General features: G+C 59.2%; 25 protein-coding genes. 13 read left to right on the top strand and 12 right to left on the bottom strand.

What is annotated here, in order from left to right; translation table 11 throughout:
- Positions 1-174 precede the first annotated feature (174 nt).
- From P0R31_RS36955 to P0R31_RS36965, 3 genes are all read right to left on the bottom strand, one after another.
- The gene (locus P0R31_RS36955) at positions 175-792 is read right to left on the bottom strand and encodes a hypothetical protein (protein WP_275519880.1); all 618 of its coding nucleotides are present in this window, start codon (positions 790-792) and stop codon (positions 175-177) included.
- Positions 789-1,214, bottom strand: coding sequence for a hypothetical protein (locus P0R31_RS36960; protein ID WP_275519882.1), 426 nt, complete (start codon positions 1,212-1,214; stop codon positions 789-791). Before P0R31_RS36960 ends, P0R31_RS36955 begins: the two co-directional genes overlap by 4 nt.
- Before the next feature lie 112 nt (positions 1,215-1,326).
- Positions 1,327-1,962: a tyrosine-type recombinase/integrase gene (locus tag P0R31_RS36965; protein ID WP_275519884.1), complete on the bottom strand. Its 636-nt coding sequence runs from the start codon at positions 1,960-1,962 to the stop codon at positions 1,327-1,329.
- Positions 1,963-2,259: 297 nt separating this feature from the next.
- Between P0R31_RS36965 and P0R31_RS36970 the strand changes: the two genes are divergently transcribed.
- A complete protein-coding gene (locus tag P0R31_RS36970) occupies positions 2,260-2,502 on the top strand; it encodes a hypothetical protein (protein ID WP_275519886.1) in 243 nt (80 codons plus the stop codon).
- 287 nt (positions 2,503-2,789) lie between these two features.
- A complete protein-coding gene (locus tag P0R31_RS36975) occupies positions 2,790-3,593 on the top strand; it encodes a hypothetical protein (protein ID WP_275519888.1) in 804 nt (267 codons plus the stop codon).
- 17 nt (positions 3,594-3,610) lie between these two features.
- Here P0R31_RS36975 and P0R31_RS36980 read toward each other — a convergent pair whose 3' ends face one another.
- From P0R31_RS36980 to P0R31_RS36990, 3 genes are all read right to left on the bottom strand, one after another.
- Entirely contained in the window at positions 3,611-3,838 is a 228-nt protein-coding gene (locus tag P0R31_RS36980) for a hypothetical protein (protein WP_275519890.1), read from the bottom strand.
- A 147-nt stretch (positions 3,839-3,985) separates the two neighbouring features.
- Complete coding sequence (locus P0R31_RS36985) at positions 3,986-4,486, bottom strand: hypothetical protein (protein WP_275519892.1); 501 nt, start codon at positions 4,484-4,486, stop codon at positions 3,986-3,988.
- A 676-nt stretch (positions 4,487-5,162) separates the two neighbouring features.
- Positions 5,163-6,104 (bottom strand): MobA/MobL family protein, encoded by a 942-nt coding sequence (locus P0R31_RS36990; protein ID WP_275519894.1) that lies wholly within the window; start codon positions 6,102-6,104, stop codon positions 5,163-5,165.
- Between the two features lie 385 nt (positions 6,105-6,489).
- Here P0R31_RS36990 and P0R31_RS36995 point away from each other — a divergent pair, with 385 nt between their 5' ends.
- Complete coding sequence (locus P0R31_RS36995; protein WP_275519896.1) at positions 6,490-8,184, top strand: type IV secretory system conjugative DNA transfer family protein; 1,695 nt, start codon at positions 6,490-6,492, stop codon at positions 8,182-8,184.
- Between the two features lie 280 nt (positions 8,185-8,464).
- Positions 8,465-8,854, top strand: a complete 390-nt coding sequence (locus P0R31_RS37000; RefSeq protein WP_275519942.1) for a type IV secretory system conjugative DNA transfer family protein — start codon at positions 8,465-8,467, stop codon at positions 8,852-8,854.
- Between the two features lie 43 nt (positions 8,855-8,897).
- Here P0R31_RS37000 and P0R31_RS37005 read toward each other — a convergent pair whose 3' ends face one another.
- The gene (locus P0R31_RS37005; RefSeq protein WP_275519898.1) at positions 8,898-9,095 is read right to left on the bottom strand and encodes a hypothetical protein; all 198 of its coding nucleotides are present in this window, start codon (positions 9,093-9,095) and stop codon (positions 8,898-8,900) included.
- 397 nt (positions 9,096-9,492) lie between these two features.
- On the opposite strand from P0R31_RS37005, the gene P0R31_RS37010 reads away from it, so the two are divergent.
- Entirely contained in the window at positions 9,493-10,407 is a 915-nt protein-coding gene (locus P0R31_RS37010) for a hypothetical protein (RefSeq protein WP_275519900.1), read from the top strand.
- 156 nt (positions 10,408-10,563) lie between these two features.
- The gene (locus P0R31_RS37015; protein ID WP_275519902.1) at positions 10,564-10,875 is read left to right on the top strand and encodes a hypothetical protein; all 312 of its coding nucleotides are present in this window, start codon (positions 10,564-10,566) and stop codon (positions 10,873-10,875) included.
- Positions 10,876-11,105: 230 nt separating this feature from the next.
- Here the strand turns inward: P0R31_RS37015 and P0R31_RS37020 are convergent, their stop codons facing one another.
- The gene (locus tag P0R31_RS37020; protein ID WP_275519904.1) at positions 11,106-11,462 is read right to left on the bottom strand and encodes a hypothetical protein; all 357 of its coding nucleotides are present in this window, start codon (positions 11,460-11,462) and stop codon (positions 11,106-11,108) included.
- An 87-nt stretch (positions 11,463-11,549) separates the two neighbouring features.
- Entirely contained in the window at positions 11,550-11,897 is a 348-nt protein-coding gene (locus P0R31_RS37025) for a DUF2958 domain-containing protein (RefSeq protein ID WP_275519907.1), read from the bottom strand.
- Positions 11,898-12,351: 454 nt separating this feature from the next.
- On the opposite strand from P0R31_RS37025, the gene pstS reads away from it, so the two are divergent.
- The 3 genes from pstS (at position 12,352) to P0R31_RS37040 (ending at position 15,105) form a co-directional block, all read left to right on the top strand.
- Complete coding sequence (gene pstS, locus P0R31_RS37030; protein ID WP_275519909.1) at positions 12,352-13,374, top strand: phosphate ABC transporter substrate-binding protein PstS; 1,023 nt, start codon at positions 12,352-12,354, stop codon at positions 13,372-13,374.
- A 26-nt stretch (positions 13,375-13,400) separates the two neighbouring features.
- The gene (locus P0R31_RS37035) at positions 13,401-13,988 is read left to right on the top strand and encodes a hypothetical protein (protein ID WP_275519910.1); all 588 of its coding nucleotides are present in this window, start codon (positions 13,401-13,403) and stop codon (positions 13,986-13,988) included.
- 652 nt (positions 13,989-14,640) lie between these two features.
- Entirely contained in the window at positions 14,641-15,105 is a 465-nt protein-coding gene (locus P0R31_RS37040; RefSeq protein WP_275519911.1) for a hypothetical protein, read from the top strand.
- A gap of 16 nt (positions 15,106-15,121) precedes the next feature.
- On the opposite strand, the gene P0R31_RS37045 is transcribed toward P0R31_RS37040, so the two are convergent.
- Both P0R31_RS37045 and P0R31_RS37050 read right to left on the bottom strand, forming a co-directional pair.
- Positions 15,122-15,478 (bottom strand): hypothetical protein, encoded by a 357-nt coding sequence (locus tag P0R31_RS37045; protein ID WP_275519913.1) that lies wholly within the window; start codon positions 15,476-15,478, stop codon positions 15,122-15,124.
- Positions 15,479-15,792: 314 nt separating this feature from the next.
- Positions 15,793-16,305: a lipase family protein gene (locus P0R31_RS37050; RefSeq protein ID WP_275519915.1), complete on the bottom strand. Its 513-nt coding sequence runs from the start codon at positions 16,303-16,305 to the stop codon at positions 15,793-15,795.
- A 1,299-nt stretch (positions 16,306-17,604) separates the two neighbouring features.
- On the opposite strand from P0R31_RS37050, the gene P0R31_RS37055 reads away from it, so the two are divergent.
- The 3 genes from P0R31_RS37055 to P0R31_RS37065 all read left to right on the top strand — a co-directional run bounded on the left by P0R31_RS37055 (position 17,605) and on the right by P0R31_RS37065 (position 20,866).
- Positions 17,605-19,689: a KAP family P-loop NTPase fold protein gene (locus P0R31_RS37055; protein ID WP_275519917.1), complete on the top strand. Its 2,085-nt coding sequence runs from the start codon at positions 17,605-17,607 to the stop codon at positions 19,687-19,689.
- A gap of 433 nt (positions 19,690-20,122) precedes the next feature.
- Positions 20,123-20,608: a hypothetical protein gene (locus P0R31_RS37060; protein WP_275519919.1), complete on the top strand. Its 486-nt coding sequence runs from the start codon at positions 20,123-20,125 to the stop codon at positions 20,606-20,608.
- Between the two features lie 9 nt (positions 20,609-20,617).
- Positions 20,618-20,866, top strand: a complete 249-nt coding sequence (locus P0R31_RS37065) for a hypothetical protein (RefSeq protein WP_275519921.1) — start codon at positions 20,618-20,620, stop codon at positions 20,864-20,866.
- A gap of 945 nt (positions 20,867-21,811) precedes the next feature.
- Here the strand turns inward: P0R31_RS37065 and P0R31_RS37070 are convergent.
- On the bottom strand, positions 21,812-22,093 hold the full coding sequence (locus tag P0R31_RS37070) for a hypothetical protein (RefSeq protein WP_275519923.1): 282 nt from the start codon (positions 22,091-22,093) through the stop codon (positions 21,812-21,814).
- Between the two features lie 234 nt (positions 22,094-22,327).
- On the opposite strand from P0R31_RS37070, the gene P0R31_RS37075 reads away from it, so the two are divergent.
- Positions 22,328-22,516, top strand: coding sequence for a hypothetical protein (locus tag P0R31_RS37075; protein ID WP_275519925.1), 189 nt, complete (start codon positions 22,328-22,330; stop codon positions 22,514-22,516).
- Positions 22,517-22,741 lie beyond the last annotated feature (225 nt).

Raw genomic sequence — 22,741 nt, forward strand, 5'->3', positions numbered from 1 at the left:
ATCGAATTATTGATACACGACGCGTCGAGTCGTCCGCGTGCTCCGAGCGCGATCTGCCCATTGCCCTCTGGACACATGATCGTGTGCGTGAGCAGGACATAGCGATGCCCGTTACCCGTCCCATCCCGCTGTCTTAAGGCGCATAGAGTACGTGAAGAAGATGCCTGCGCTGGTCTAGCCGCGTGAAGCGCCCACCGTGGCCGGCGCTCCCTTGAGAGCTGGTAGAGGAATTCCTGGCTGAAGAGCTGCTGGCGCCGGCAGAGCGAGTAAGAGCCGCTCCTGCGGCGGTGCCAATTGTAGCGGCTCGACGTTCACGTCGCGTGGACCAGCGAGGCCGGCCCAGAGAAGCAGTTGCTCATTCGACGCCAGCAGCAACGCCGTTCGTTTGTATTCCAGGAACGGAAGATCGCTTGAGCGGCCGAGGCGGCTTTTCTTGATGCGATCGTCGAGGTGTCGGACCTCGTCATTGCGCATGTCAATCGCTTCGCCGATCAGCGCCTTCCGCTTTTTCAACGCGATGTCGGCTTTGCTATAAGACAGTCGTAAGCCAGTGAGGCCGCATGCCGCAGCGGCAGCCGAAACAATGGCCGGCGTTTCGGCGAGCGATAGACCGGAGCAGCCAACCCAGGCTGCCGCCGCGCCAGAGAAGAATCCGATCCCGCCGTAGATTGCGCCAAGCCTGGCGCGGTCGGCTTCCGCCATCACGACGATGATCTCCTTGAGCGCCTTAGCGCAGGTGCGTGTAAGGCCATCTAATGTGCTCAATCTCGCCGAGATGGGCTTATTCTTCATGGCTTCGCTCGTTCGCGGGCGGAAGACAGGAAGTCCATCGCGGCTTTCACACCGGCCGCATTGGCCGCAAGAGCGATGTTGACCTTGGCGAGACAGCTCGTGAAACGAAAGACCTCGTTGACGCTCAAGAGGAGCAACAGGACACTTCCAGAGAATCCAAGAGCGAAGAGCGTGTGTTCGGCCTCCGATAGAGTGGCTCGAGGCGCGCTGCGAAACGAGTTAAACAACACCCAGGCGCACGCGACAGCGCCCACCAGCGCCATAGGAGCGGTGAAGGCCCACATCTTCGTTAGCTGATAGAGAGCCGAGCGCCCGGATTGAAGGGAGGCCTCGACATTCTGGTTCTCAACAATCTTCGTCTCAAGGTCATCGAGGTCGACGTGATCGTCGTAGGCGAAATTTTTAGTCCCGGGATCGCTCATACGTGGCTCCGTTACTGAAGGACCGAGCGAGGTCAGTGCCGTCGGGAGCATGATCTGCCCCAATAATTGCGGTGGCAACGCATGGTTGTCAACGCCCTTTCGGCACGTCTCCTTACCCCGTCGCTGGATACCAGAACCGCTTTGCGAAGCTGATCTCCTCCGGCCCGCATACGGCGGCATAGATCGCCGTTGTGCTCAGCCGGGCATGGCCCATCCATCGCTGGATGAGCGTGAGCGGTACACCCGATTGAAGCGTGCCGATGCCGAAAGCATGGCGCAGGCCACGCGGGCATGCGCGTCGACCGAAGACCCGGGCTATCGCCATCACCTTTTTGATGAGGCGCCACGCGGTCACGCGGCACCATTGCCATAGCCGGCGCATCGCGTCGGCACCTTCCTGCAAGCGTCGCAGCGAGAATGTTACCTCAAGTCGTTCGGACAGGTCTGGAGGAATCGGCACCTCGCGCACGACATGCTTGCGCCGCTTCAGCGTGATGATCGTCACGACACCGCTCTCCAATTGAAATGAGCTGGGCGTCAGCGCGAGCACTTCGCTGATGCGGGCCCCCGTCCAGGCGAGCACGAGCGCGAACAAGGATTGCTCGGGCTCCAGCGTTTCCATTGCGGCGAGCACACGCTGTCGCTCATCTCGGTTGAGATATTTGCGCTCGGGACCGGCATAGAGCTGCGACTCTGCGCCTCGCTCAGCGGGTTTGCTGTTATTTTGTCGTGTATCCGTATTGCTCATTCTGTTGCATCGAAAATCGCCTGCATTCTGAATGATCTACGGAACCCGCGCGATGGCCGCACCTTAAAGTCCTGCGGCCTGTGACCGAATTGCCGCGCTTTCAGCGGAGTGTAACAGAATGAGCAAAACTGTTTCAGCCGCGGGCTTGCAGCAGCGCTCGCCTTTGTTCTGATTGCCTCGATTTGCTCGCCCGCCATCGGGCAGCAGGGACCCCAGGGACAGCCTACACCTGCATGCGAGAAGTACCGCCAGCGCGGCGATGACGCCTCGGCCGTCCAGTGCGAATATAACGAATACATGCGGCGCTCGACGGAGCGCATCAAAGATGCGGAGCGGCGTTCAGCCCAATCGCGCGCACAATCCGCGGCCGCTATGGATCACAAGGCTTGCGCCGATTTCCTGCTCGCGGGCGTCGGCGCCGGCAAGTGGACGCGGGAAGCGATTCTCCTAGAGGCCGGTGGCCCGATCAACGATGACAATGTGTGCCCGCTCGCCAGCAGCAAGGGATTCAAGCCCGCGGCTGCGGCCGGGGGACGATGAGATGGGGGCGGCAACCCACGGCGCGGATGATCCGCGCCAATACAGGAGAACGGCTATGAGCGACAACAGCAACGGTAACCAGCAGGGCCGGAGTGAGGCTGGCGGCGGACGAGGCTCGCCGAGCTACGACCATAACAACGCCAACCGCTCGAATGAGGTCAAGCAGGCTATGACCAATACAAAAGCGAACAGCAGAAGAGCGGCTCGTAGGCTGGGCGCCGAGCAGTGCGGAGGCGGCTTGTGCCGCCTCCCTTCGTGCCTCTCATATCGTGAGAAGAACCATGTCATTGCTCTCCCGCCGCCATGTGCTTGGTTTGTTGGCAGGCTCCACGGTCGGCATGTCAGGCCGCAGCTTCGCGCAAACGCGGGAGCTTGAGCTGACACTTGCGGATGCGGGCTCAGACCCGATCGGCCTGTCGAAGGGCGACATTAGCGGCACCGGGCCGTTTCGCATTGGCATGCGGCTCAACGAAGCGCGCGAGGTGATCGTCAAGGAATACGGCGCCGAACCTTCGGAAACGCCCGAGCGCACGCCGCCCGTCGAGAATGTACGCAGCGGGCCTTTCGTCCGCAGCCTGTCCTTCCGGCACCAGTCAAGCGACGGCGCGAAGGAGAAGACAACACTCGACTTCACGAGTCCGGTCTCGGGTGCCCGCCTCTATGCCATCGAACGTGAGATTTCCTATGGCGGGCGGCTCGACTTCAACGAGGCGAGACAATCGCTCCTGAGGCGTTATGCGCCAAACGGACAGCCTACCCAGCTTTCGGAAGCGCCGCCTTATTCCTTCACGCTGGTGCAGGTCTTCAGTGCGGGCCGAGCCGTCAATCATCGCATGGCAGAGAATGCGCCGCATCTGCGCGGCTGCATGTGGCCGGGCTTTCACAACGTCTCCGCGTATGACCCTGAGAGCGTGCGCCAGGCTAAGGCGCAATGGGGATGCGGTGGCGCCATCCGCGCCCAGCTCGGCGCCGGCAATCTCAAGCTGCTCATCGTTGACATGGAGCTGATGTATGCCGATCGCGTCGCGGCTTATGAGTTCATGCAACGCGAGGTGCGGGCGCTACCAAGAGGACGAACGGGGATTAACTGATCCGCCCTGCAGGATCACTAAGGTGCCGGTGCCGCCGCGACTGAACGCGCGGCGGACTCCGCAGGCGGGCCGTTGAGCGCGTTGTAGGCTTCGCTCTTCGCCGCTTGCGCACTTGCGGTTTGCGCCTGAGCCTGCTCTGCCTGATTGACCGCCTGCTGCTCCGCACCCTGCTGGCGCTTCATTGTCTTTTGCAGTTGATTAACCTGACCGGCCTTCTCAGGATGCTTGGTCTTGATGTCGTTCAATGTCTCGTCAAGCTTCTGCCCAGCCTTCGGGTCATCGGGATTGCGGAAGTAGCCCGTCAGGTCATCGCGCGCTTTCGCGCGTTCATCTTTTGGCAGGTCCTTGAGCAGGACCGAAACATCGCCGCTAAGCTTATTGGAGTCGATGTCCTACTTCTTGGCGAATTTCGCGAGGTCGACGACATCCTTTGCGTTGAATCCGGCGTCCTTTTCAAGTCGCTCGAAGCTGGCCTGCGAGAGCTTCGCATCGGCAAGTGCCTGGATGGCTTGCGGTCCCAAGCCCAGCAGCTCGGGTTTGTCCTTCGCCCACCCAACGCCTTGCTGTACAGCGAAGTGCGCTAGAGCCATGGCGCCGAGTCCGCTGCTGATATTAAAGCCTGCGTCACCACGTCGTACGCGACCATCGTTGCCAGTTAGGTTTGAAGATGTGTGAGTGCCGGCGGGAAGATTGCCAGCGAGGGTGCCGTAAGCACCCGTGATTTCTTTCGCAGCCGGATTAGCTTTTGCGGCCGATGCAGCATGCGAGGCCTCAACGGCATTCGGGCCACGGCCATTGGCTTCGGCCTCCAGCGCCTTGAATTCTCCCGCGCTCAAAGCGCCTGGCGACTGATAGGCCAGTGATGTTGTTCGTGATCCGCCCTGCAATGGCATCAAATATCCGTCTTCAATATTCAGCCAGCCTAACAGACGGCGCTTAACGCCCCGTTAATCTTTACAATCTGTTAAAGAAGTGCAGCCGCGGTTATGGCTGCACCGATTTGTCAGCGCCCACAATGTGCCAGACCATGGCCCCGCGCGGACCTGTTCGTCCGACCCAAAGATAGCCGCCGCTCGTGGTGCGAACATATTCGCTTACGAACGGCCGCCACGCTTTCTGTCCTCGTTGAGGCCTAAACGGTCTGGCGGCAGGGTCTCTTGGCCCGCCGGTGTTTCCGACGGGCCGTAATCTTTTCCCGGGTCACGCTGCCTTAGCTCTTCTCGTGATCGGGTAGCCGTCGTTGGTTCGTCGCCTGACTTCGTGGAGGATAGCGACGTTGGGCGGGCGGCTCCGCCAGAAGCGCCAGCCGACCCTGCGCCCGATCCACGACCACCACCGCCTCCCGATCGACCGCCACCGCTTCCCGACCGGCCGCCACCGGCGGCTATTGCGCGAGCGGGTGGGTCGAGCTCCGCACGGCCGGGCGGCGCAAACTTTCGCCTGAGTGATGGCGGTGATGGCCGGTCGAGCTGTTCACGCGCTGAAAGCTGGGGGCGACCATCCTCTTTCTTGCGCTTGTAAGGGGCGTCCACTTCGTCAGCCCGTCGCCTGGCCTCGGCGAGCTTGCCTTCAAGCACGCCCGCAAAATGGTTGTTGCCACGGGCGCGGACCCGGTCGATACGCTTGCTGTTGCTCCATCCACCGGTCGCGCCCACGCCAGTAATGCTCCATGAGATTGCGCGGGTGAGCCTCTCCCTTCCTGTCATATTCTGCGCGACGGGCATTGCGCTCGCGGATGTCAGCGACTTCCCGCATACGCTTCTGGGTGCGCTCGTCCAGCGTTCCACGTTTGCTGTGCTTCTGTCGGCGCTCTTCCTCGATGGCCTTATCACCCAGGACCGGCTCGGGCTCCCGCACGATGCCACGGGCATAGAGGCTGTCTGCCGAAACGCGATCGTGAACGCCGGCCCGTTCAAGAGCGTCATTGACCTTGCCTTCCCAAGCCTTGCGGTCATTCGCGAGCGCCGCTCCCTGTTCGGCACTGCGAAAGAGCTTGCCGAAGCCCTCCGGTCGCAGCTCCCGCCGGGTGAGGAGGACATGCGCATGTATGTGCCGCGAGTCGCCGTCATGGTCCGGCGCGTGGATCGCAAAGTCGGCGATGATGCCCTGCGAGACAAACTGCTCTTTCAGGAAGTCGCGAACGAGTGCGACGTTCTGTTCAACCGACAGTTCGCTCGGAAGGCTGATGACCAGTTTCCGGGCAAGGCGGGCATTCTTCTTCACCTCGCTGGCATCGACCCTGTTCCAGAGCTCCTGGCGGTCGCCTGCCCATTCCGGAGCGCCCTCGGGGGCGAGGATCTCTTTGTGAAGGACACCCCCGGCCTTGTTCTCAAAATTGAATGCCCTGCCGCTTGCCTTGAGGTTTTCGCCCGACTGGTAGGCCGCATTGGCCTGAGCCTCGCCACGACCCTGCTGGCGCAGGTTCTCGGCGGCATAGTAGGCGGCGGTCGCGACGACGCTCTTGCCGGCCCCACGGGTGACATAGCTCTGCGAATACCGAAACGTCGGCACAGCACGCTCCCTGCCGAGCGCCCGCTTTGGCCCCGGTTATGATATGGTTTGTCGGATTTGGAGGCGCATTCTGCCGCCTCGTTCCGGGCCGTTCCGGCCCGCAGCGAACTCGCAAAGCGAGTTTGCGTAACTGCAAGATAGTTTGCTCTTTCTTCTTTCCTGCAGGCATTCAATCTACCAAATTCCGGGGGTGTCCTGCTTACTTTCGTCGCCACACCGGGATGTGTGCGATGCACATACAACCGCATGCCGGATAATCGCTCCGGTAGCTGTCATCGAAACTTCAACATCCGATTGTTACAGTCTCTTGTCAGATCGTCGCCCGCTTTGACGCATCTGCCGTTTCGATGACCGACATATTCTTTCGAATTCCCTTTTCCAGCCTATGGCGACTGGCACCGACAGGACGACCCACGGCTCCGCCAGCTGGCATGACTGGCCGGCTGAGCTTGCCGCGCACTTCAAGGACGTCCGCGGCAAGCCGCTGGTCACGGTCGGCAGGACCGATGACGGCAAACTGGCGCTCTACGCCCCTGACAAGCATCTGATTACTTTTGCGCCAACCCGCGCCGGCAAGGGCACCTCCCTGATTATCCCGACGCTCCTGACCTGGTCGGGCTCCTGCCTTGTTCTCGACCCCAAGGGCGAGAATGCTTGGCGGACGGCGGAGGCCCGCCGGGCGATGGGCCAGACCGTTCACGTGCTCGACCCCTTCGGAGGGGTCGCCCGTTACTCGGGCGGGACCATGGAAGAGAATGTCCGGTTCAACCCGCTTGTCGGGATGACGCCGGAAGATATCGAAGACATCCGCAACCTCGCCGAGGCGCTGGTCGTCACCAGCGGAAGCCGGGATTCGCACTGGGACAATTCGGCGCTCGACCTGATCGAAGGGTTCCTGCTTTTCGAGATCGAACTCGCGCTCCGCGAGGCGCGCGTGCCGTCCCTGGCCCGCGTGCGCGGCGCCATTGCCATACCGAGGATCGGCCGGAACTGGGCGCGGGCGGCCGCGGGCAACGCGGACGCCGAAGAAGAACAGATGCGGGAGCCGTTTCTGGCGGCCAGCAAGCTGGCGCGTTTCACGGCCGACGAGCCGACGGATGAAATCTCCTCGATCTATTCCACCGCGATCACCCAGACGAGCTTTCTCGACAATCCGAAAATTCAGGCCAGTCTCGACGGCGACGGCTTTCGCCTCGCCGACCTCGCCGGGGGCAACACGACGATTTATCTCGTGTTGCCGTCGGAGCTGCTCGATACCTACGGCCGCTGGATGCGCCTCATCCTGTCCCGCGCGATCGCCGATGTCGCCAGGGCCAATCCGAAGATCCCCGTCCACTTCATGCTCGACGAGTTCGGCACGGTAGGGCGCCTCAGCATGATCGCGCGGGCGCTCGGCCTCATGGCCGGCGAAGGCATCCGCATCTGGGCCTTTCTTCAGGACCTGTCGCAACTCAGGGCCCATTACAACGAATGGGCAACCTTCATTTCCAACAGCGGTGTCGTCCAGTTTTTCGGGACCGGCGATTACGACACCGCAAAATACCTCTCGGAATATCTCGGAACCGAGACCATAACGACGCAGTCCCAGACGGGTGAATATCCGATTTCACCCGTGGGAGCCGCGAAGCAGCTTTATCAGGAAGGCGTCATCTCGCGCGGGGAACTCTATACTTACCTCGGCACCTTCACGAGCATCCTTTACCGCATCTGCGCGATATTCCTGTTCTGGTATGCGCGTCCTGCCGGAAGAAGCCTGACGCCCGTCGGCGTCGCGATTCAGATCGTTCCGCTGGCCGTTGGCATCCTGCTCATCAGCTATATGTTTTCCTTTGTCGCCAATTTCATTGGCAGCTCTCTCGGCGTCGCTCCGTTTGCCTTTTTCCGACCGATTCTACCAGCTCGCCAACCTGACCATCCTGCTGGTCGTCGGTGTGCCGACGGTGCTGACCGTTGCGGCCGCCGCTCTGTCGCTCGTCATTTCCCTCATCGTCAGCCGCCCGCCGCTGAAATTAGTCGGAAAGCTGATCTGGAAAAGCGAATTCCGCTTTATCATCCTGGACGTGGCGAAATTCCTGGCTGAATCGGACAGTCCCTTCGCGGTCTGGGCGAGAAAGGTCTATGGGATCATCGGAATCCGCATCGCGATCATTATTGTGGCCGCTATTCTGCTTCTCGCCGCGGCCGGCGCTGTCCTTTGGGCTGCGCTGTGGGTCGCCGGCTTCGTCGCGATCATTGTGCTTTCCCTGATAATCTGGCCGTTGACAAAGATCGAGCCGGCCCTGCCGGTGCTGGGCGCGATTGCCGTGTTCCTTCTGATCATGGAAGCGATTGCCGTCTCGATCGGTTTCAGTATTGCCCGGATGGTTCGCGAGGATGAGGTCAGGAAAGCCACGGGCTCGCCATTCTATCTGGGCCTGGGTGGCCTGCCCGAAGCTCATAAATCCCTCGCTGATGATCCTGCGAAGTACGATATCGCGACGGCTCTCAAGGTGGGCCTCCGTGTTCGCGGACGCTCACAGGGCAACCGCACCGCGCTCATGAGCCAGAGCGCACAGCTTTCACAGCCCACGCGCCGGCAGCTGCTGATGCCGGATGAAGCAATCAGACTGCCCCGCAGTATAATCGTGACGATTCTCAAGGGTCATCCGTCGCGGTTGAAGCAGGCGCCTTATTTCACGCGCACCGAATTCAACCATCTTTATCGCCTGCTTCCCGGCGAGAATTTTCCGGAGCGGGATCAGCAGCTTTGACTGAAAGAGCCCCGCCGCGTGCCGCGGCGGGGCTCGCCCCTGCTTACGATGCCGTCTTCGCGGCGCGGACGACAAGCTTGCCGGAGATCATGATGCCGGGAGGGATGATGACATTGAGGCCATCGTTATCCCTGTGCTTCCAGGCCGCCGCGACTTGCGTCCAGGTGGCGGACTCTCCTTCGCCGGTCACGACATAGACGAGATGCGAGGGGGCGTTGGTGCTGGTGGTGTTCTTGTTCATGTTGATCTCCTTCGGTTTTGTTTGACGTCCGCAATATCGCGGCCGGTCGGGAGCCTTCGAGTCGATGGTGATTGAGGCGGGTGGCAAACACCTTCAGCTGCCCTGGCGGCGCGGAGCTGCAGGAGCAAAGCGACGAAGCGAGCGGTGTTGCCGCCTGTCGCACCGTCGGCAGGGTCTCCCGATCAATCCGGCTGCTCTGTTTGCTGACGCGCAGAACGAAGAGAGATGACCGCCGTGAAGACAGCCCGCTTAGTCACCCTCTGCGTCGTTAAGGGAGGGTCGCTTGCGATTGACCAAGTCTCCAATCTGGCTGCCGCGGCCGACCCATCTGCTAGAGCGTTACGCGAGACCCATCATGGATCGAGGAAACAAATGTCCCTTACATTAGCACGCAGCGTTGTGGATCTTCTCGCCCACTGCAGAAGTTTCGCGGTTTTTGGTTCTGCGCGGCGTGCCCAAAAATGATGGTCGGACAATGATGACAATCAGCAAAGATGACGAAGGCTCGCCGCAAGAGCCATCGGATAGGGAAGCAGGCGCAACTCAAACCCAGCAAGCGGGTTTGTCCGACGGGTTAGCTACAAGAGACCCTTCGTCTGGAGGAGATCATTGGACGACTTCGCTGAAGCATCAGCTCGATTTTTATGAGACATTCCGCTCATACGCGCGGCACGAGGACAATCTTATCAACAATCGGTTGACATGGATATTGACGATCCATGGCTTCTTGTACGCCACCTACGGATTCACCATCCAGAAGAAGCTGGAAATCATCGAGAAGATCTCCGCAGGATCGCCGGCGTTCGTTCACTTTGCTCGATGCTATTCGACATCAAATCACTCAGATGCGCTGCTTTGGTCTTTGCTGCAAGTTGAGGTGTTCATGTTGCTAATTTGCATTGTGGGCAGTTGCATTAGCGCGTTTGGTTTCTGGTCGATTTCCGCCGCAAAGAACTCTGCAATTGCCGTTTCGGCAATCTATGAGAATCAGTTTTCTCCCGCAGATACCGAAATCAACTTTGAAAATGCGAAGGATGGCAAGGACCGTGTCGTGAAGCTGCGTACTGTCCAATTGAAAGGAGATGGCGAGGGCCCGTTCTTGCCGGCTATTCTTGGTGGCGGAGAAAAGTATACAAATGACGTGGGATCCTCAGCGTCTCGAACAATCCCATTGGTACTTCTGGGCAGCTGGTTTTTCGCGGCACTGTCTTCTTTTGCGTTCGCCTGGCCGCAGTTGTTGGCGCTTTTTCGTGCGTCTTGCGCAGCGCCAGAGGACGATTGGGTGAAAGCATTGGAGATGTTTGGCGGTTGACAGGTTCTGGGCGATTTTCTCTACTCTAAAGAGGTTGGCTGTGGGGGCGAACCATTACCCGTTCTACCATTATGTCCGTTGTCTCTACTTAAAAAGTCCTTCAGGGCCATTGGCCGAAGCATCACCCACCTCTCTCATAGCGGCGTTTCCACTTCCTTGACGATCTGCGCGCTGGCAACGGGCGCGCAGTTGCCTTTCACGATGTTTGAAAGTCTCATTCGGGGCGAATTCACGTGGGTCTATCATTTTCATCCAATGTACAGCGTGCCGGTTTCTGGAATGGCAGCGTTTTTTCTTTACGTCGCTCACAACGACGCAACGCAGGAGAAGCGGTACGGCTCTTCACCCTTCATTGACTGGCAGAAGCTCGGAGGCGCCTTGACGCGCCAGCAAGCCAAGCCTTGTCCGCGAAAGGATGCCGTTCCCGAAGATGTGCGGCGACTCTGGCCCGAATACTGCCGGAAGTAGCGACCGCTGCTCACTAGCCGTCGTGCCCGTACATACGCACTCTCGCATGCGATGAGCTTTTGCTCACGATCAATTCTGCAACCACGGCCGGGTTTTCGGCTCCGCCCTCAGGCGACGATACGGCTTTCGCGGCTGGCATCGTCGGCGCAGGCTGAAAGTGCTTTGTCGGCCGTGAAATATAGATCACGTTTAACGCGAAGCCCGTCATCCCGACTTCGTCGCGGGAAGGATCAGAGCCCCAAGTCGGGCGGCTGCCATGAACGCCTGACGGCCCACGGATAACCCGCACGCCCGCCAGTATGTTTATGCAGAGCCGTGTCCCACTGGACATGGACGTTGTAAAGCCGGGACGCGAGCGACAGCGCAGCGGGGGCAGGCCATTCCAGCGCGCGGACGCGCAGCCAGAAGCGAAGCGCGTGCTTCTCGACGAAGCGGCCTGCGTAGCTGCACTGAAAATCAAGCAGGCGCTCACGCCCGCCGCGCTTCGCGCGGCGCCATTCGTCCTCGATTTCATCGATAACGGCTTCGACGCCACTGAATCCCCGGGGCACTGAGCCGGCCATGGAGGCCGCACTTCGCCGTGGCATGCTTTCTCTCCCTGCGTTATCTTCAAACAGCTTACCACACAAAAAAGCCGCGCCCCGTGGGGCGCGGCCGGACTTTTGATTATTTACTTAGGCGACGATCCGGCCTTCGCGGTTGGCTTCGTCCACGTAGGCCGAAAGCGTTTTGTCAGCCGTGAAATAAAGATCGCGCTCGACGCGAAGACCCATCGGGCCGCGCAAGGACGTGATTTCCGACAGGCTGACGCTGCCGAGTTCAGGACTGCCCATCCCCAGATCACAAAGGCCGAAGGCGATATCCTCATTTTCGGGATCAAGTTCGGTAAGCAGCCAGGTCGCGGCGCCCCAGGGCGTGAACAGCTTCACGACCGGCCGAAAATCCGTTGTCCGCTCCTTTCCTGCATTGGCGGCGCCGTTGGCGAGCAATTCCCGGCGTTGCTGTTCGGTGAGAAGTTTCATGGTGGGCACTCCTTCAAGGCTGAGGTTCTGCGCGAACGCCGCGCATGAACCTCTGCCCGTCGGCGAGACCGGGGGAAGCAAGGGCAAGGAGGCTCCGAACATGCGAGCCGAGGTTCCGCGCGAGGGCTCCCTTCAGGGATGCGCGTGGATGCGGCGCGGCATGTTGGGATGCCTTGCGCGCGCGAGGGGCGGCGCCCCTGAGCAGAAACAATGGCGGCGATCAGCCGCCAGGACCAGTATGACAATGCGAGGATGGCCGAGGAGGGTCCGGAAAGCCAGCCAAGGCACCGTCCAATTCTTGCTCTGGTTGCAATCAGTTGACGACCTGCTCTACTTTAGGACAACTCAGTATTAGCGCGACAGTTGGTTAGCAGAGGAGCGAAGTATGCGAGCTTCGTCGTGCACGTCATCGAGATGCTCAGCGCATCTCGTCTTTTCGATCGGATGCGTGATTATGGCCGTGGCCGCATTGTCGGCTCATGGTCAGTCGCGATCAAAAGCTCCCGGTCAAATCGAAAGCATCACCGGCACAGGTAGCACGACGGCATTTCCCGCGATGGTCAAATGGATCGATAGCTACCGCAAAGTGAGCGGCGTTACCGTCGACTACCAATCCTTAGGCTCGGGTGCCGGGATCAACCAGATTCAGGCCAAGACCGTCGACTTCGGGCTAGGAGCAGCTCTCGATTTCGATTCCCTTCGCCGCTTGGAGCTGGTGCAATGGCCAATCGCCGTTTCCGGCATCGAGCCTGTCATTAATCTTCCGGGAATTACCCGCGAAGCTCTCAAGCTTGATGGCCAGGTTCTGGCCGACATCTATCTTGGGAAAATCAAGAAGTGGAATGATCGCGCGGTAAGGGCGCTAAATCCGGAACTGACCCTCCCCAATCTCGACGTCCATCCGGTCCATTGGAGCAATGGATCTTCGACAACCTCTGCATTCACGGCCTATCTTTCGGCGGCAAGTACGGAATGGCGCGTTCGTGCGGGCACCAACTCTTCGATCCAATGGCCGGCGAGCACCGGCGCTAAAAGCAATGAAGGCGTGACGGCTGCCGTGATCCAGAAGCCTGGCGCCATCGGCTATGTTGATCACCGCTTCGCCAACGACAACCGACTGACGACCGCGCTCATTGCAAATCAAAATGGCAAATTCATCAAACCTGACAAGGATACGCTCGCAAAGTGTGTTCTCATGTTTGGCGTCGACAAGGGGCCGCCTCCGCCACAGCTCTCGCTTGGGCGAGGCGACGCCGCGGCAATCTGCGACGTACAATTTGTCTTCATTCATGAAGTATCGCGTGATCCTCGCAGGACGGCTGCCGTGCTGGCATTTTTCGATTGGGTTCTGACCCACGGCGCGGAAGCGGCGTCGCAGGCACATCTCGGCGCCGTGCCCGCAGAAGTCGCCGTGCGCATCCGCGGCCTCTGGTCGCGGCAGCTTCGCGGCGAGAATGGCCAGCAGGTCTATCCCTGAGCGCGGCGCAGGCAGGAGGTTCAGCAATGGACTTGAAGCAAGAGATCGAGTTCGACAAGTTCATCGATCAGCTGGCAACCGCCATCGCCGCCAGGCAAGCATCACCCAAGAAGCCGCGATTTTGGGACAGCTTCGATCATTGGTTCAGAATTCTTGCGGCCGGAGGCGCACTTCTGACGGCGCTCTGGGGCATTTGGCAATATGCCGATGCGGCTCAAAGAGAAGCCATCAAACCTTTTCTTGAACAGCGGCTCAAGAATTGCACCGAGGCGTCGACCGCCGCAGCGCGGATCGCGCAACCCGCGCCGGCAAGCGACCAGGTCGAACAGCAATCGATTTTCTGGAGATTGTACTGGGGACCGCTCGCGATTGTTGAGAGCGAGGCCGTTGAAGCCGAGATGGTCAGGTTCGGGAGATTGCTGCAAACCTCGGACTTCGCCAGACAACTTCAGGCGGGGCACGATATTAATCCGGCCGTCCTCAACGAACTGCGCCAAGCAGCGCTGCGGATCTCACATGCTTGCCGCAAGATGGTCTCCGACGATTTCGCGCTCAGACTTCCACCGGGGCTCGATAAGTTGGCGAAGTTGTTTGGGACGCGCCCGGCGCCGTGAAGCGAGCCGGGCGACCGCGGCGATCAGCCGCGACGCGGAGCGCAGTAATGCACCCGCAGGAGCGTCAGCATAGCGCCGACGCAGCGCGGCGGGACGCGGGACCGAGTGCAATCGCGAGACCGGTCACTTGCGGCTCCCGGGAATGCGGGAGTGATAGCGTTCGGGCCAACAGCCCGAGCCGCCTTCCCGAGCGCCCCCGGCGAGCGATACATTATGCCTCGCGCGAGGGATGGAGCCGGAGGCAGAGACGCGCCTCTTCACTTTTGGCGCGGCTCCGTTCATGACAGCCCGGTCCGCAAAGCGGGCGCGCCGCCAGCGCATGCATACTCTTAGCGCACGGTTCTTGCATCAGCCGCAAATTTCGGGCGGCTCCTCAACGGAGTGAGGCTTGGCGGGCGCTTCGTCAGGCGGTTGAGGTGGCTAGAAGGCTCTTTTGGCAAGCTTTCTAACGCGCGACGCTGAGTGTATCCCGGCGGCTCTTGGGACCACCTCTTACCGCAATCGTTGGCTGGAGAAGCTGACGCTAGAATTCGGTCGCAACAACCGGCAAACGTTTCGTGGGTGCGCGACGCAAATTGAAATCCTTACAGCACAGTGGTAATTCTAGCGGGGCTTGCACAGCTTGAGCAAAGAGTGCTTTCGGGAGGCAGTCATGATGCGTCGCGTCGTGCTGATTTTGCTTTTGACGTTGACGCTGATCTCTCAGCAAGGTGAAGTTGCGGCTCAAGGCTCGTCAGCGAGTCTGGAGTTACGTCCCAAAAGCTGCAAGGCCATCGTGACGGAAGGTGCCAGATCGGCGGAAGCGGTTTGCACGAAGATCGTGATCAATACGTTCAGGGAGAATCTTTCCAGTATCACCTTTGTTGTCCGGGATTCGGCCGGGACATGGCACTTTCTGCAAACTTACATCAAAGGGACGCAGGTGGCGCAAGCCGCACAACAGGGATCTCAACAAGCGTTCGACGTGTTCAGATTCTTTGTCTTCCCTGCGGACCAGGCCGGGAAGAAACCAACAGAGCGGTTGCCGTTGCAGGGCACTTGCAGGCTGTCGCAAGCCGAGATTGCTTGTCGGACGAATGACACAATGTTGGGCTTTGTGGCTGAAGCGACGATGTGATTTAGAGGACGGCCGCTCAGGGAGATGCCGTTCGCGTGCGTCCGACGACGTAATGGCGTGTCACCGCGGGTATCCCCTGGTTATGCTCGGTGTGAAACACCTCGATCCTGACGCCACCCGGGAGCTGTCCGCGCATGGCCGCCATCACCTGACCGGCTCGGCGCACTTCCAGCTCTCGCTTGGCAAGCTCTTGGGGATCGGAGGCGGGGCGCCGACGATCCGCGATGATGCGCTTCGCGGCCTCTCCGGCCCACTCAAGCGTGCCCTGGCGGAAGCCGTAGGCGCAGCCGAGGATGTCGTCGAGTTGCGAGCCGTTGTAGCCGCCTTTGGCCTCGCCGATCACGATCTCACGCGTTGCGGGATCGAAATACACCCCGTCATATCCCTGAGGCCGTGAGCTCGCTGCTGTCGAAGCGATGAGAGGCTCATAGCCCCGGTCGCGCGCGATGCTATCCATGGCGGCTTCGCCGATCTCCTCCGAGACGGATCGCAGCTCCCCGCCCTTCCATTGGGTCTGCCATCGAGAGATTTGCTGGGCGCTAAACCGAGGGTTGGCGACAGGCGGTAGAGGCCCGCACTTTTCATCAGAAGATATCGGGCCCGTGTCAAATATGTCGAAAGAAGCCGTTCTCTCGTCAAGGCAAAGGCAATCCGCACCGTCGATTTGTTCGCTTCGTTCAAAACCTCTCAAGTCGACTTCGGCAAGGCGCGACGAGTCCTCATAAACCGCGTGCGAGTTGAACTCGAATTTCGACCAGTCATGTCCGGGGATCGGAACCAACTTTCCGCCCTTGACGGGGCGAGAAGCTTGAGCGCGGGATCACCGTCGGCTTCGACGCGCACCCAATGCGTCGCCGGCCCATAGCGCGCGTCAAGCACAGGACTTCCGAAGGTCACCACTCGGTCGATCGGGCGGCCGGAACTGGTCATCGCCGCATCGGCGGAGACCCCCAAGCCCACCGCGCCGCCGAGGCTGTGTCCCGCCACGAAATACTGCGTGTCGTCGTCGGCTCCGTATTGACGCATGATGTCGATGACGGAGCGGCGATAGCGGCTCCGGAGTTGCATCCATTCTCTCACAGCGTCATCGAAGTAAGGCGTTGGCTGGCCGTTTTGATGAAGCTCCACGCCTGATAGCGTGACGAGATACAGACGACGGTCGGTCGGCAATGAGACAAGACCTTCGGCTGTGCGTCGCATGCGAGTGGCCGCCGTCAGGCCAATGGGTTGGCGGCTATTCCGGTCGTAGCGTTTTGAGACTTCGGAAGCGAGCTGTCTCAGGTCGCAAACGAGGCGGCGCGGTCGTTCACAGACTGCGGGTTGGCGACGCGGGTCTATCGACGGACTGCGGCCGGGCTCCATCGGCGCGCGTGGCGGCGCATTCTGATGCCCGAAGCACTGTGTGTATGTTCCTCGACATGAGAGGTTCGGGTTCGCAGGGCCTGATTGCGGCGGACTGTTGCTGTTGAAGCGATCACCTGGCGGGCTGTTGGAAGCGAAATATTCTTTGTTCGGCCAGCAGATCGATTTGTTCGGGCCGCACGAGCCACACCGATGCCAGCCCGCGCCCTTGGTTTCTCGGTAAACCCGTTGAGCTTCCTGGAGCGAGACCACTCTTCCGGTCGAACCGAACATTTCATCGTAATAGGACCGGTCGGTACCTCCGCACTCAGCGTCTCTTGGATACTCGTTGGGACTGCGTTCCGGCGTTCGACCCGGCCCCGGCCTTGATGAGTGGTATTCATCCTGCGGCGTCGCGGTCTGAGCATTCAGGCATAGCGCGACAAGCCCCCAGCACAGCGCGCGCGTTAAGGTCCTCATGCCTGTCTCCCACCGCGAGAGGGCGTTGCTTGCGGCCAAGGCTATCCCAAGACTGGGTTCTCGGCCAGATCCGCCGCGGCAGCTGGGCGCCCGCCGGAGCGTTGGCACACCACTCGGGACCAAGCGCTCCAGGCAAGCGATAGATCATGAAAAGCGAGGGATGTCGCGTCGGCGGTCAATGCCCCGGCGCCATTCACCACGCACGCAATAACGGAAGCTGCGATGGGCAACGCAATCGGGAGGAACCTTAGAGCCGCTCGCCCAGTGGATCAGCTCGCAAATCGGCCAGTGCGTGTCAGATGGCGGGGGTACTGGCCATTTTCTGCAGAATTTCCGAGTTAATCGGCTTTGGGGCGTCGCAGCCTCGAGCGGTACGGTGACGAACCTGACGACTTTTCCAGGAAAGGTCGCGTGAGTTCACCCAGGGGTTGTCAACGAATGTTTTAATGCCGTACCATAGAGCACTATTCCTCATAATATCTATCGTTGTTGCCTGATCCCCATGATGATCGTCCAAATTCCAAGGCGATCTTATTGACTACACGCTTTGGCCGCCCATGGCTAATTGGCCATTGCGTGCCATCGCGATAGCTGTGTTGCGCGCGGGCTCTACCAGCTCGCGCCGGCACCCGAAGGCCGTATTCGGCGACCTTCTGTAAACCGAAGGCTTTTAGAGGCATGAGTGACCCGATCTTTGGGCGGCCGGAACGTCCGATTGGCAAGCGCCAAAGCGATCGCTTGCAACGTTCGGAATTTGTGCGCCGCCTGGAAAGCGCACTGATCAACCCACGAACGCGTCGAGCCACCGAAGTTGCCGTCGGCATCGTCGGGCCTTGGGGTAGCGGAAAATCATCGATCCTGAATCTGCTCCAGGAACATATCGCTTATTACTACGATGGCGCTGCAATTGTTGTGCGGTTTGATCCCTGGCTTGTGTCCGGCCGGGATGGCTTGATCAAGGAGTTTCTACTCGAGTTAATTCGTACACTGAAAAGTCACGAGAAAGGAAAGCCCGAGGTACAAGCCGTCGTGAAGACCTTCGTAGCTTACGGAGAATCTTTCGCAACGCTTGTAAGCGCTGTCAGTGCGACCGCCGGTGGAGCCGCAAAAGCGGGGCAGGCGGTCGTTAAGCAATTCATTGAAGGCCGGGAGTCGCTGACGGCCCTCCGAAAACGGCTCGCCAGTGAACTGCAAAATATGTCGACTCCCATCATTGTTTTAATCGACGAGGTCGACCGAATCGAAGACCAGGAGATCCGCACGTTGGCGCAACTCATTCGAGCGGTCGCGGACTTTCCCAACATGTCTTACGTACTCGCCTACGATCCTCGGCGCGTCATCCAGGCGTTGGGTGTTGGTGCCGAATACGATAAGCGTGAAGAGAGCGGCCGCGCCTACCTGGAGAAAATCGTACAGCTTCAAATTCCCTTGCCGCTGACTTTTCCGGAAGAGATAGGGGAGATGATCTCGGACGAGTTGGCTGCACTCAAGTTAGACTGCAGCGTTCCCGACAATTTCAGCTCCAACGAGCGCTATAGGGCACTCCTTCAGATCATCGTCGGAGAGGTCATATCGACTTTGCGCGATATTAGTCGGCTGCTAGGAACTTTTCACGTCCTAGCCAGCATGCTCCAGGGTGAAGTCGACTGGATTGATCTTCTTGCCTATTGCACACTTCTTGTCAAAGCGCCGCAGATCGTCGATGCGATCAAGCAGCGACCGGATGAGTTTTGCGATGAACTATTTTCTGAAGCCGCGGTTGTCCGTCGGCTTGCATGGGAACGGAAAACACCTCAGGAGCGACTTGCAGCCACCTTTCCCGGCGTCGTCCTGGAGGACGGCACACGACGCCTCCTTCAGTTTCTCTTTCCATCGCTCAGCGACCGGAAGCCTGCTGGGAAGATAAGCATAAACGCCCTGCGCCGCCGGCGACCATTGTCGATTACACTCCGGCTTGGTCTGTCACGTCAATTCATCGCGCGCAAGGAGCTGGATCTATTGCTGGCACAACCGTCGGCCCAGTTTGCTGTTGCACTCGAAGCGTACAAAGCCGCGGAAACCCTCGTCCCGCTCCTGGAGCGTCTTTCGGAAATCTACTCGGAGTTGTCAGAAGACGCGCGGATGCGTGCCTGGTCCGGCCTCAGCCTTTTCTTGAAGCGACCGGCAAATACCGAGACAGTCGCGACAACACCGATGCATGAGCTTGTCCGCGCGGCTGCTGGCATCCTGCTCGACGCGGTCAGAGGAGATGCCTCGTTACGCCCGCACTCTAAGGCCATCTTCGAGAAACTGTTTTATGAAGGCGAAGATGAGCTCACCGCGCGCTGGCTGCGTGCTCACTTTCACGCGCTGGGGATTTATGGAAACGAGAGGCGTGAGACGGAGGGAACATTTCTCGACGTAGCGGAAGTGCAAGCCTATGCGCAGGAATTGTCCGTACGGACGCGTGCGGCACATCTAGAGGGCAATCTCCTATTTGAACGTTGGGATATTATGACTCAACTGATCATGCTCGACTGTGGAATGTGGGACGCCGCTTGCAGAAAGAAGCTGGAAGAACTCCTTCGAACAAGTCATGAAGCGTCGGATGCGCTGACCGAAATGCTGTTCGGTGCGTATTTTTCAACACCGAAGGAGACGATTGCAGGGTTGTGTGACTACGGCGACTTCATTCGCCGCGCGAAGACAAGGCTCGAATCGCAACGAGCATCAGAACGCATCAATACGGCATTGCGCAAAGCCGTAGGTGAAGAACTGCTCTGACGCTGAATGATTAAAGAGTAGGGCCCTCTGACATCCTGCGTCGCACGTTTAGCTCCAATTGGCCGCGGTCGGAGCGTTCTACGACGATCTCGGCACTATTCATGATTGGCACAATAGAGACATAGGATCGATAATCGGTCTCAAGCCTGGATCGGTCATACGACAATCCAAGCTGCTTTGCTTGATCCATTGCTTCGCGTTCGAAGTCCAACTTGCTAAGCGGCGTTACCTCTTTTTGCATCTGTCCCCCAGACGGCCAGGTTGATCATATCGTTGTATCGCACTGCACACTTTACCTAAAATCGCACAACGCCTGCTTGCTTTCGACGTCATTTTTGCTTTAAGAATGAATTCCACCTTAAAATGGAACTCTGGTCAGACTGCCCATAAGAAGCGGCCCTTGCATCGTGAGCTACAAGATATAGGGGGGAGAATGAGCGATTCAGTCGATTTTGTCCAGCACGAAGCCGCAAGACTGGCCCGCCGGCTCGGGGCCTCGAGCAAAGCTATCCTCCTCATAGACCCTGAAACGGAGCGAACAATCTCCGTGATCGTGGCCAGCCACACATTCCAAATGTTGCAATATTTGTCGGGTCCGCAGGGCAGCCGCTCGGCCTATAACCGGCTTAACGAGGCATTGCAGGCAGGGCGGACCATCGTTCGGGTCTCGAAGCCGCTAGGAGATGCGTTGAAGGAGCCCTACGGCGATCTAGCCAAAAAAGATCAGTTGCCACGCCTTTATCTGCGGGGCAGTGGCGGCAAGGTGAAAGCCGTCATGGTCTCCTGGACAGAATTTGCTCTTCTTACCCACTCCATCGGTATTCACGCGCGCAAAAATCGGATCGACGAGGTTCGCCGCAACGTCGCGGCAGCGTTTGACGGTGCAAGAGAATTTCAATTCGAATCCATAAAGGCCTAGGACGCAAGAATGCGAAAGACGACAATTGGTCCGTGCACAGTTCTGACCCGGGTCCGCGAGACACTTAATCTCACCCCTGCGGAAACCGCCTGCTTGAGCGGAGTGATCTACCGCATCACAAATGGGGGTATGCAGTGCTGGGTTCAGGAAATCCAGGGCGCGCTATCTTTCATCGATTGTGGGCATCACATCACTTTCGTGGAGCACACGAACACGCCGCAGATCAGCATTATCAAGATCACGCCGACATATGCGTAGTCGACGTTAGGTCGTTGCGCGTTCTCGTGACTTCCTGCCAGGAATGTTTCCAATTCATTCGCCATAAAAGTGGCGCGACAGATCGTCGATGCAAGCGCACCCGACGTCCAAGCTAACATTCGCAAGGCCCAGCAATCGCAACGCGCAACCTGGATGGCCGAAGCAACGCGGTCATTGCAGAACCGCTTGGAATGGACAGGTTGGGGTTTGGAGAAGGCGTAGCGGCCGGGATCGGCGCCTAGGTATCCCTACTTAGTTCGAGCAATACATTAAGAAGCGTGAGGGAGCATCATCTCGAAGGGCCGAGACAAATCGCAGCGTGGCTCGGTGAGCGTGAGCGAGTGGTGTCCCGTCCGCGAAGCGGATGCGCCGCGAGGCAGATTCGACAAGAGCCCCATGTCACGTCCGTATCAGCCCTTGTTCTTATCATGGGGCGCCGTTTAACAGAAATCTGGCGGGCCACATGCGAATACAGAGCCACCTACTGATCTTTGCGCCGTGCTGGCACAGTCTCTCGCTGCGAGACCAAACTAGCGCTCAATCGCGCGTCAAGTTCCCCTGCAATGTTGGGACGGCCACTTCCTGGGATGACGAGATCGACGGGCTCGCGTTCGTCTGCGAAATGAAGCAGGCGTTCGTGTTTCTTCGGAACTGAGCGCGATTGTTGGCCACAATATGCTATCGAACCCTAAGGCGTCGTTCATCGCGTTCTGCGGCCTGACCAGGGGATCTCGGGAGTTCGTTCCGGTTTACCGGGCTGTGCGGATGAAAGCGCTTCAGATCTGTGCCGCGGGCCCGGCAAACTCGAAGGGAAATCCGTTCTCCTGCACGGATCATCTGAACGCGATCGGACTCCGCACGCTCGAGCGGGACGACGCGTTAACCGAGGCCGCGTCCCAAATTGCCGAGCGGTATGTCGGCGACAGCAAGAGCTGTCGGCCCCGCCTACAAGGTGATCAAGGCGCTCGATGCGATCTTGACACATCCGCAGGCGCTTGCGGCCTTAAATGACTTAACGAGGACTTCGGTGGCACGTTGCTTCGGATCGGTACGGTTGTCCGCCTCACACTGGCTGGAGAAACGTTCGACAGATTCCGAAGTGCTGTAAGGATAACGATCCGGCCTACTCATCTCGCAAGTTGCGCGGATATTGGAAAAACGTCGGCGGTGGACAACCTCGGCTCGCATATCGATACTTTCCTGAATAATGCATTCGATTCGCTTCAACGTAGTCTCATGAGGCCAGAGACCGGATCATTGCGATGAGAGTCTGTCTTTCAGCACTCGTTCTTCTGGCGGCCTCTGCTCCTGCGCACGCCGATGCTGTTGACCAGCTCGGCCCGACACTCCGGAACTGGTACGACTGCGTGACTGAGGCTCGCAACTGGGTGCCAAGCCGAATAGTGGCCCGCGCCTTCCGAAGATTCCGGGGTAAAGGTTGTTCAGACCCAAGTGCGGATGATGGCCGAGGAGATCATGGCGAGTTGCCCGGAAGAGCGGCACGTGCTCGAAGATCGCCCGGCGGAGTTGCTGTCGGAGCTGGATCAGCGGAAATATTTCAAGACCGTCGACGAACAGGTGCTGGCCATCGTGAACATGCAAACGGCCTTCTTGTACTCCATGGCGCTCGTTAGGCGGCACTCCAAGTAGAATTGTTTCTCCCAGGGCCGATAGACGAGAAAGGATGGAAAATGGGATGCGGAGACGCGACTCCGTTCAAGATAGCCCGACGGATCGCGCGCCCAAGATCTGCGAGACTGGAAGCAGCCGAAGCCTCAACGAGCCCCTTCGATGAGCCGTTCCGAGATCGGAACAGATCGAAGCGCCCACAGCTTCGTCGGCTGCGGGATAAAGCCTTCATCGGCCAGCGTATGC

The organism is Bradyrhizobium yuanmingense (assembly GCF_029167105.1).
Lineage (GTDB): Bacteria > Pseudomonadota > Alphaproteobacteria > Rhizobiales > Xanthobacteraceae > Bradyrhizobium > Bradyrhizobium yuanmingense_A.

Excerpts from the sequence above, each read along its gene's own strand:
- P0R31_RS37050 (WP_275519915.1), bottom strand. The coding sequence starts at position 16,305 with ATGCGACGCACAGCCGAAGGTCTTGTCTCATTGCCGACCGACCGTCGT.
- P0R31_RS36995 (WP_275519896.1), top strand. The coding sequence starts at position 6,490 with ATGGCGACTGGCACCGACAGGACGACCCACGGCTCCGCCAGCTGGCAT.
- P0R31_RS36960 (WP_275519882.1), bottom strand. The coding sequence starts at position 1,214 with ATGAGCGATCCCGGGACTAAAAATTTCGCCTACGACGATCACGTCGAC.
- P0R31_RS37025 (WP_275519907.1), bottom strand. The coding sequence starts at position 11,897 with ATGAAACTTCTCACCGAACAGCAACGCCGGGAATTGCTCGCCAACGGC.
- P0R31_RS36985 (WP_275519892.1), bottom strand. The coding sequence starts at position 4,486 with ATGCCATTGCAGGGCGGATCACGAACAACATCACTGGCCTATCAGTCG.
- P0R31_RS36970 (WP_275519886.1), top strand. The coding sequence starts at position 2,260 with ATGCGGCGCTCGACGGAGCGCATCAAAGATGCGGAGCGGCGTTCAGCC.
- pstS (WP_275519909.1), top strand. The coding sequence starts at position 12,352 with ATGGCCGTGGCCGCATTGTCGGCTCATGGTCAGTCGCGATCAAAAGCT.
- P0R31_RS37020 (WP_275519904.1), bottom strand. The coding sequence starts at position 11,462 with ATGCCACGGCGAAGTGCGGCCTCCATGGCCGGCTCAGTGCCCCGGGGA.
- P0R31_RS36955 (WP_275519880.1), bottom strand. The coding sequence starts at position 792 with ATGAAGAATAAGCCCATCTCGGCGAGATTGAGCACATTAGATGGCCTT.
- P0R31_RS37065 (WP_275519921.1), top strand. The coding sequence starts at position 20,618 with ATGCGAAAGACGACAATTGGTCCGTGCACAGTTCTGACCCGGGTCCGC.
- P0R31_RS37035 (WP_275519910.1), top strand. The coding sequence starts at position 13,401 with ATGGACTTGAAGCAAGAGATCGAGTTCGACAAGTTCATCGATCAGCTG.
- P0R31_RS36965 (WP_275519884.1), bottom strand. The coding sequence starts at position 1,962 with ATGAGCAATACGGATACACGACAAAATAACAGCAAACCCGCTGAGCGA.
- P0R31_RS37060 (WP_275519919.1), top strand. The coding sequence starts at position 20,123 with ATGAGCGATTCAGTCGATTTTGTCCAGCACGAAGCCGCAAGACTGGCC.
- P0R31_RS37075 (WP_275519925.1), top strand. The coding sequence starts at position 22,328 with ATGGCCGAGGAGATCATGGCGAGTTGCCCGGAAGAGCGGCACGTGCTC.
- P0R31_RS37000 (WP_275519942.1), top strand. The coding sequence starts at position 8,465 with ATGGTTCGCGAGGATGAGGTCAGGAAAGCCACGGGCTCGCCATTCTAT.
- P0R31_RS37055 (WP_275519917.1), top strand. The coding sequence starts at position 17,605 with ATGAGTGACCCGATCTTTGGGCGGCCGGAACGTCCGATTGGCAAGCGC.
- P0R31_RS37040 (WP_275519911.1), top strand. The coding sequence starts at position 14,641 with ATGATGCGTCGCGTCGTGCTGATTTTGCTTTTGACGTTGACGCTGATC.
- P0R31_RS37005 (WP_275519898.1), bottom strand. The coding sequence starts at position 9,095 with ATGAACAAGAACACCACCAGCACCAACGCCCCCTCGCATCTCGTCTAT.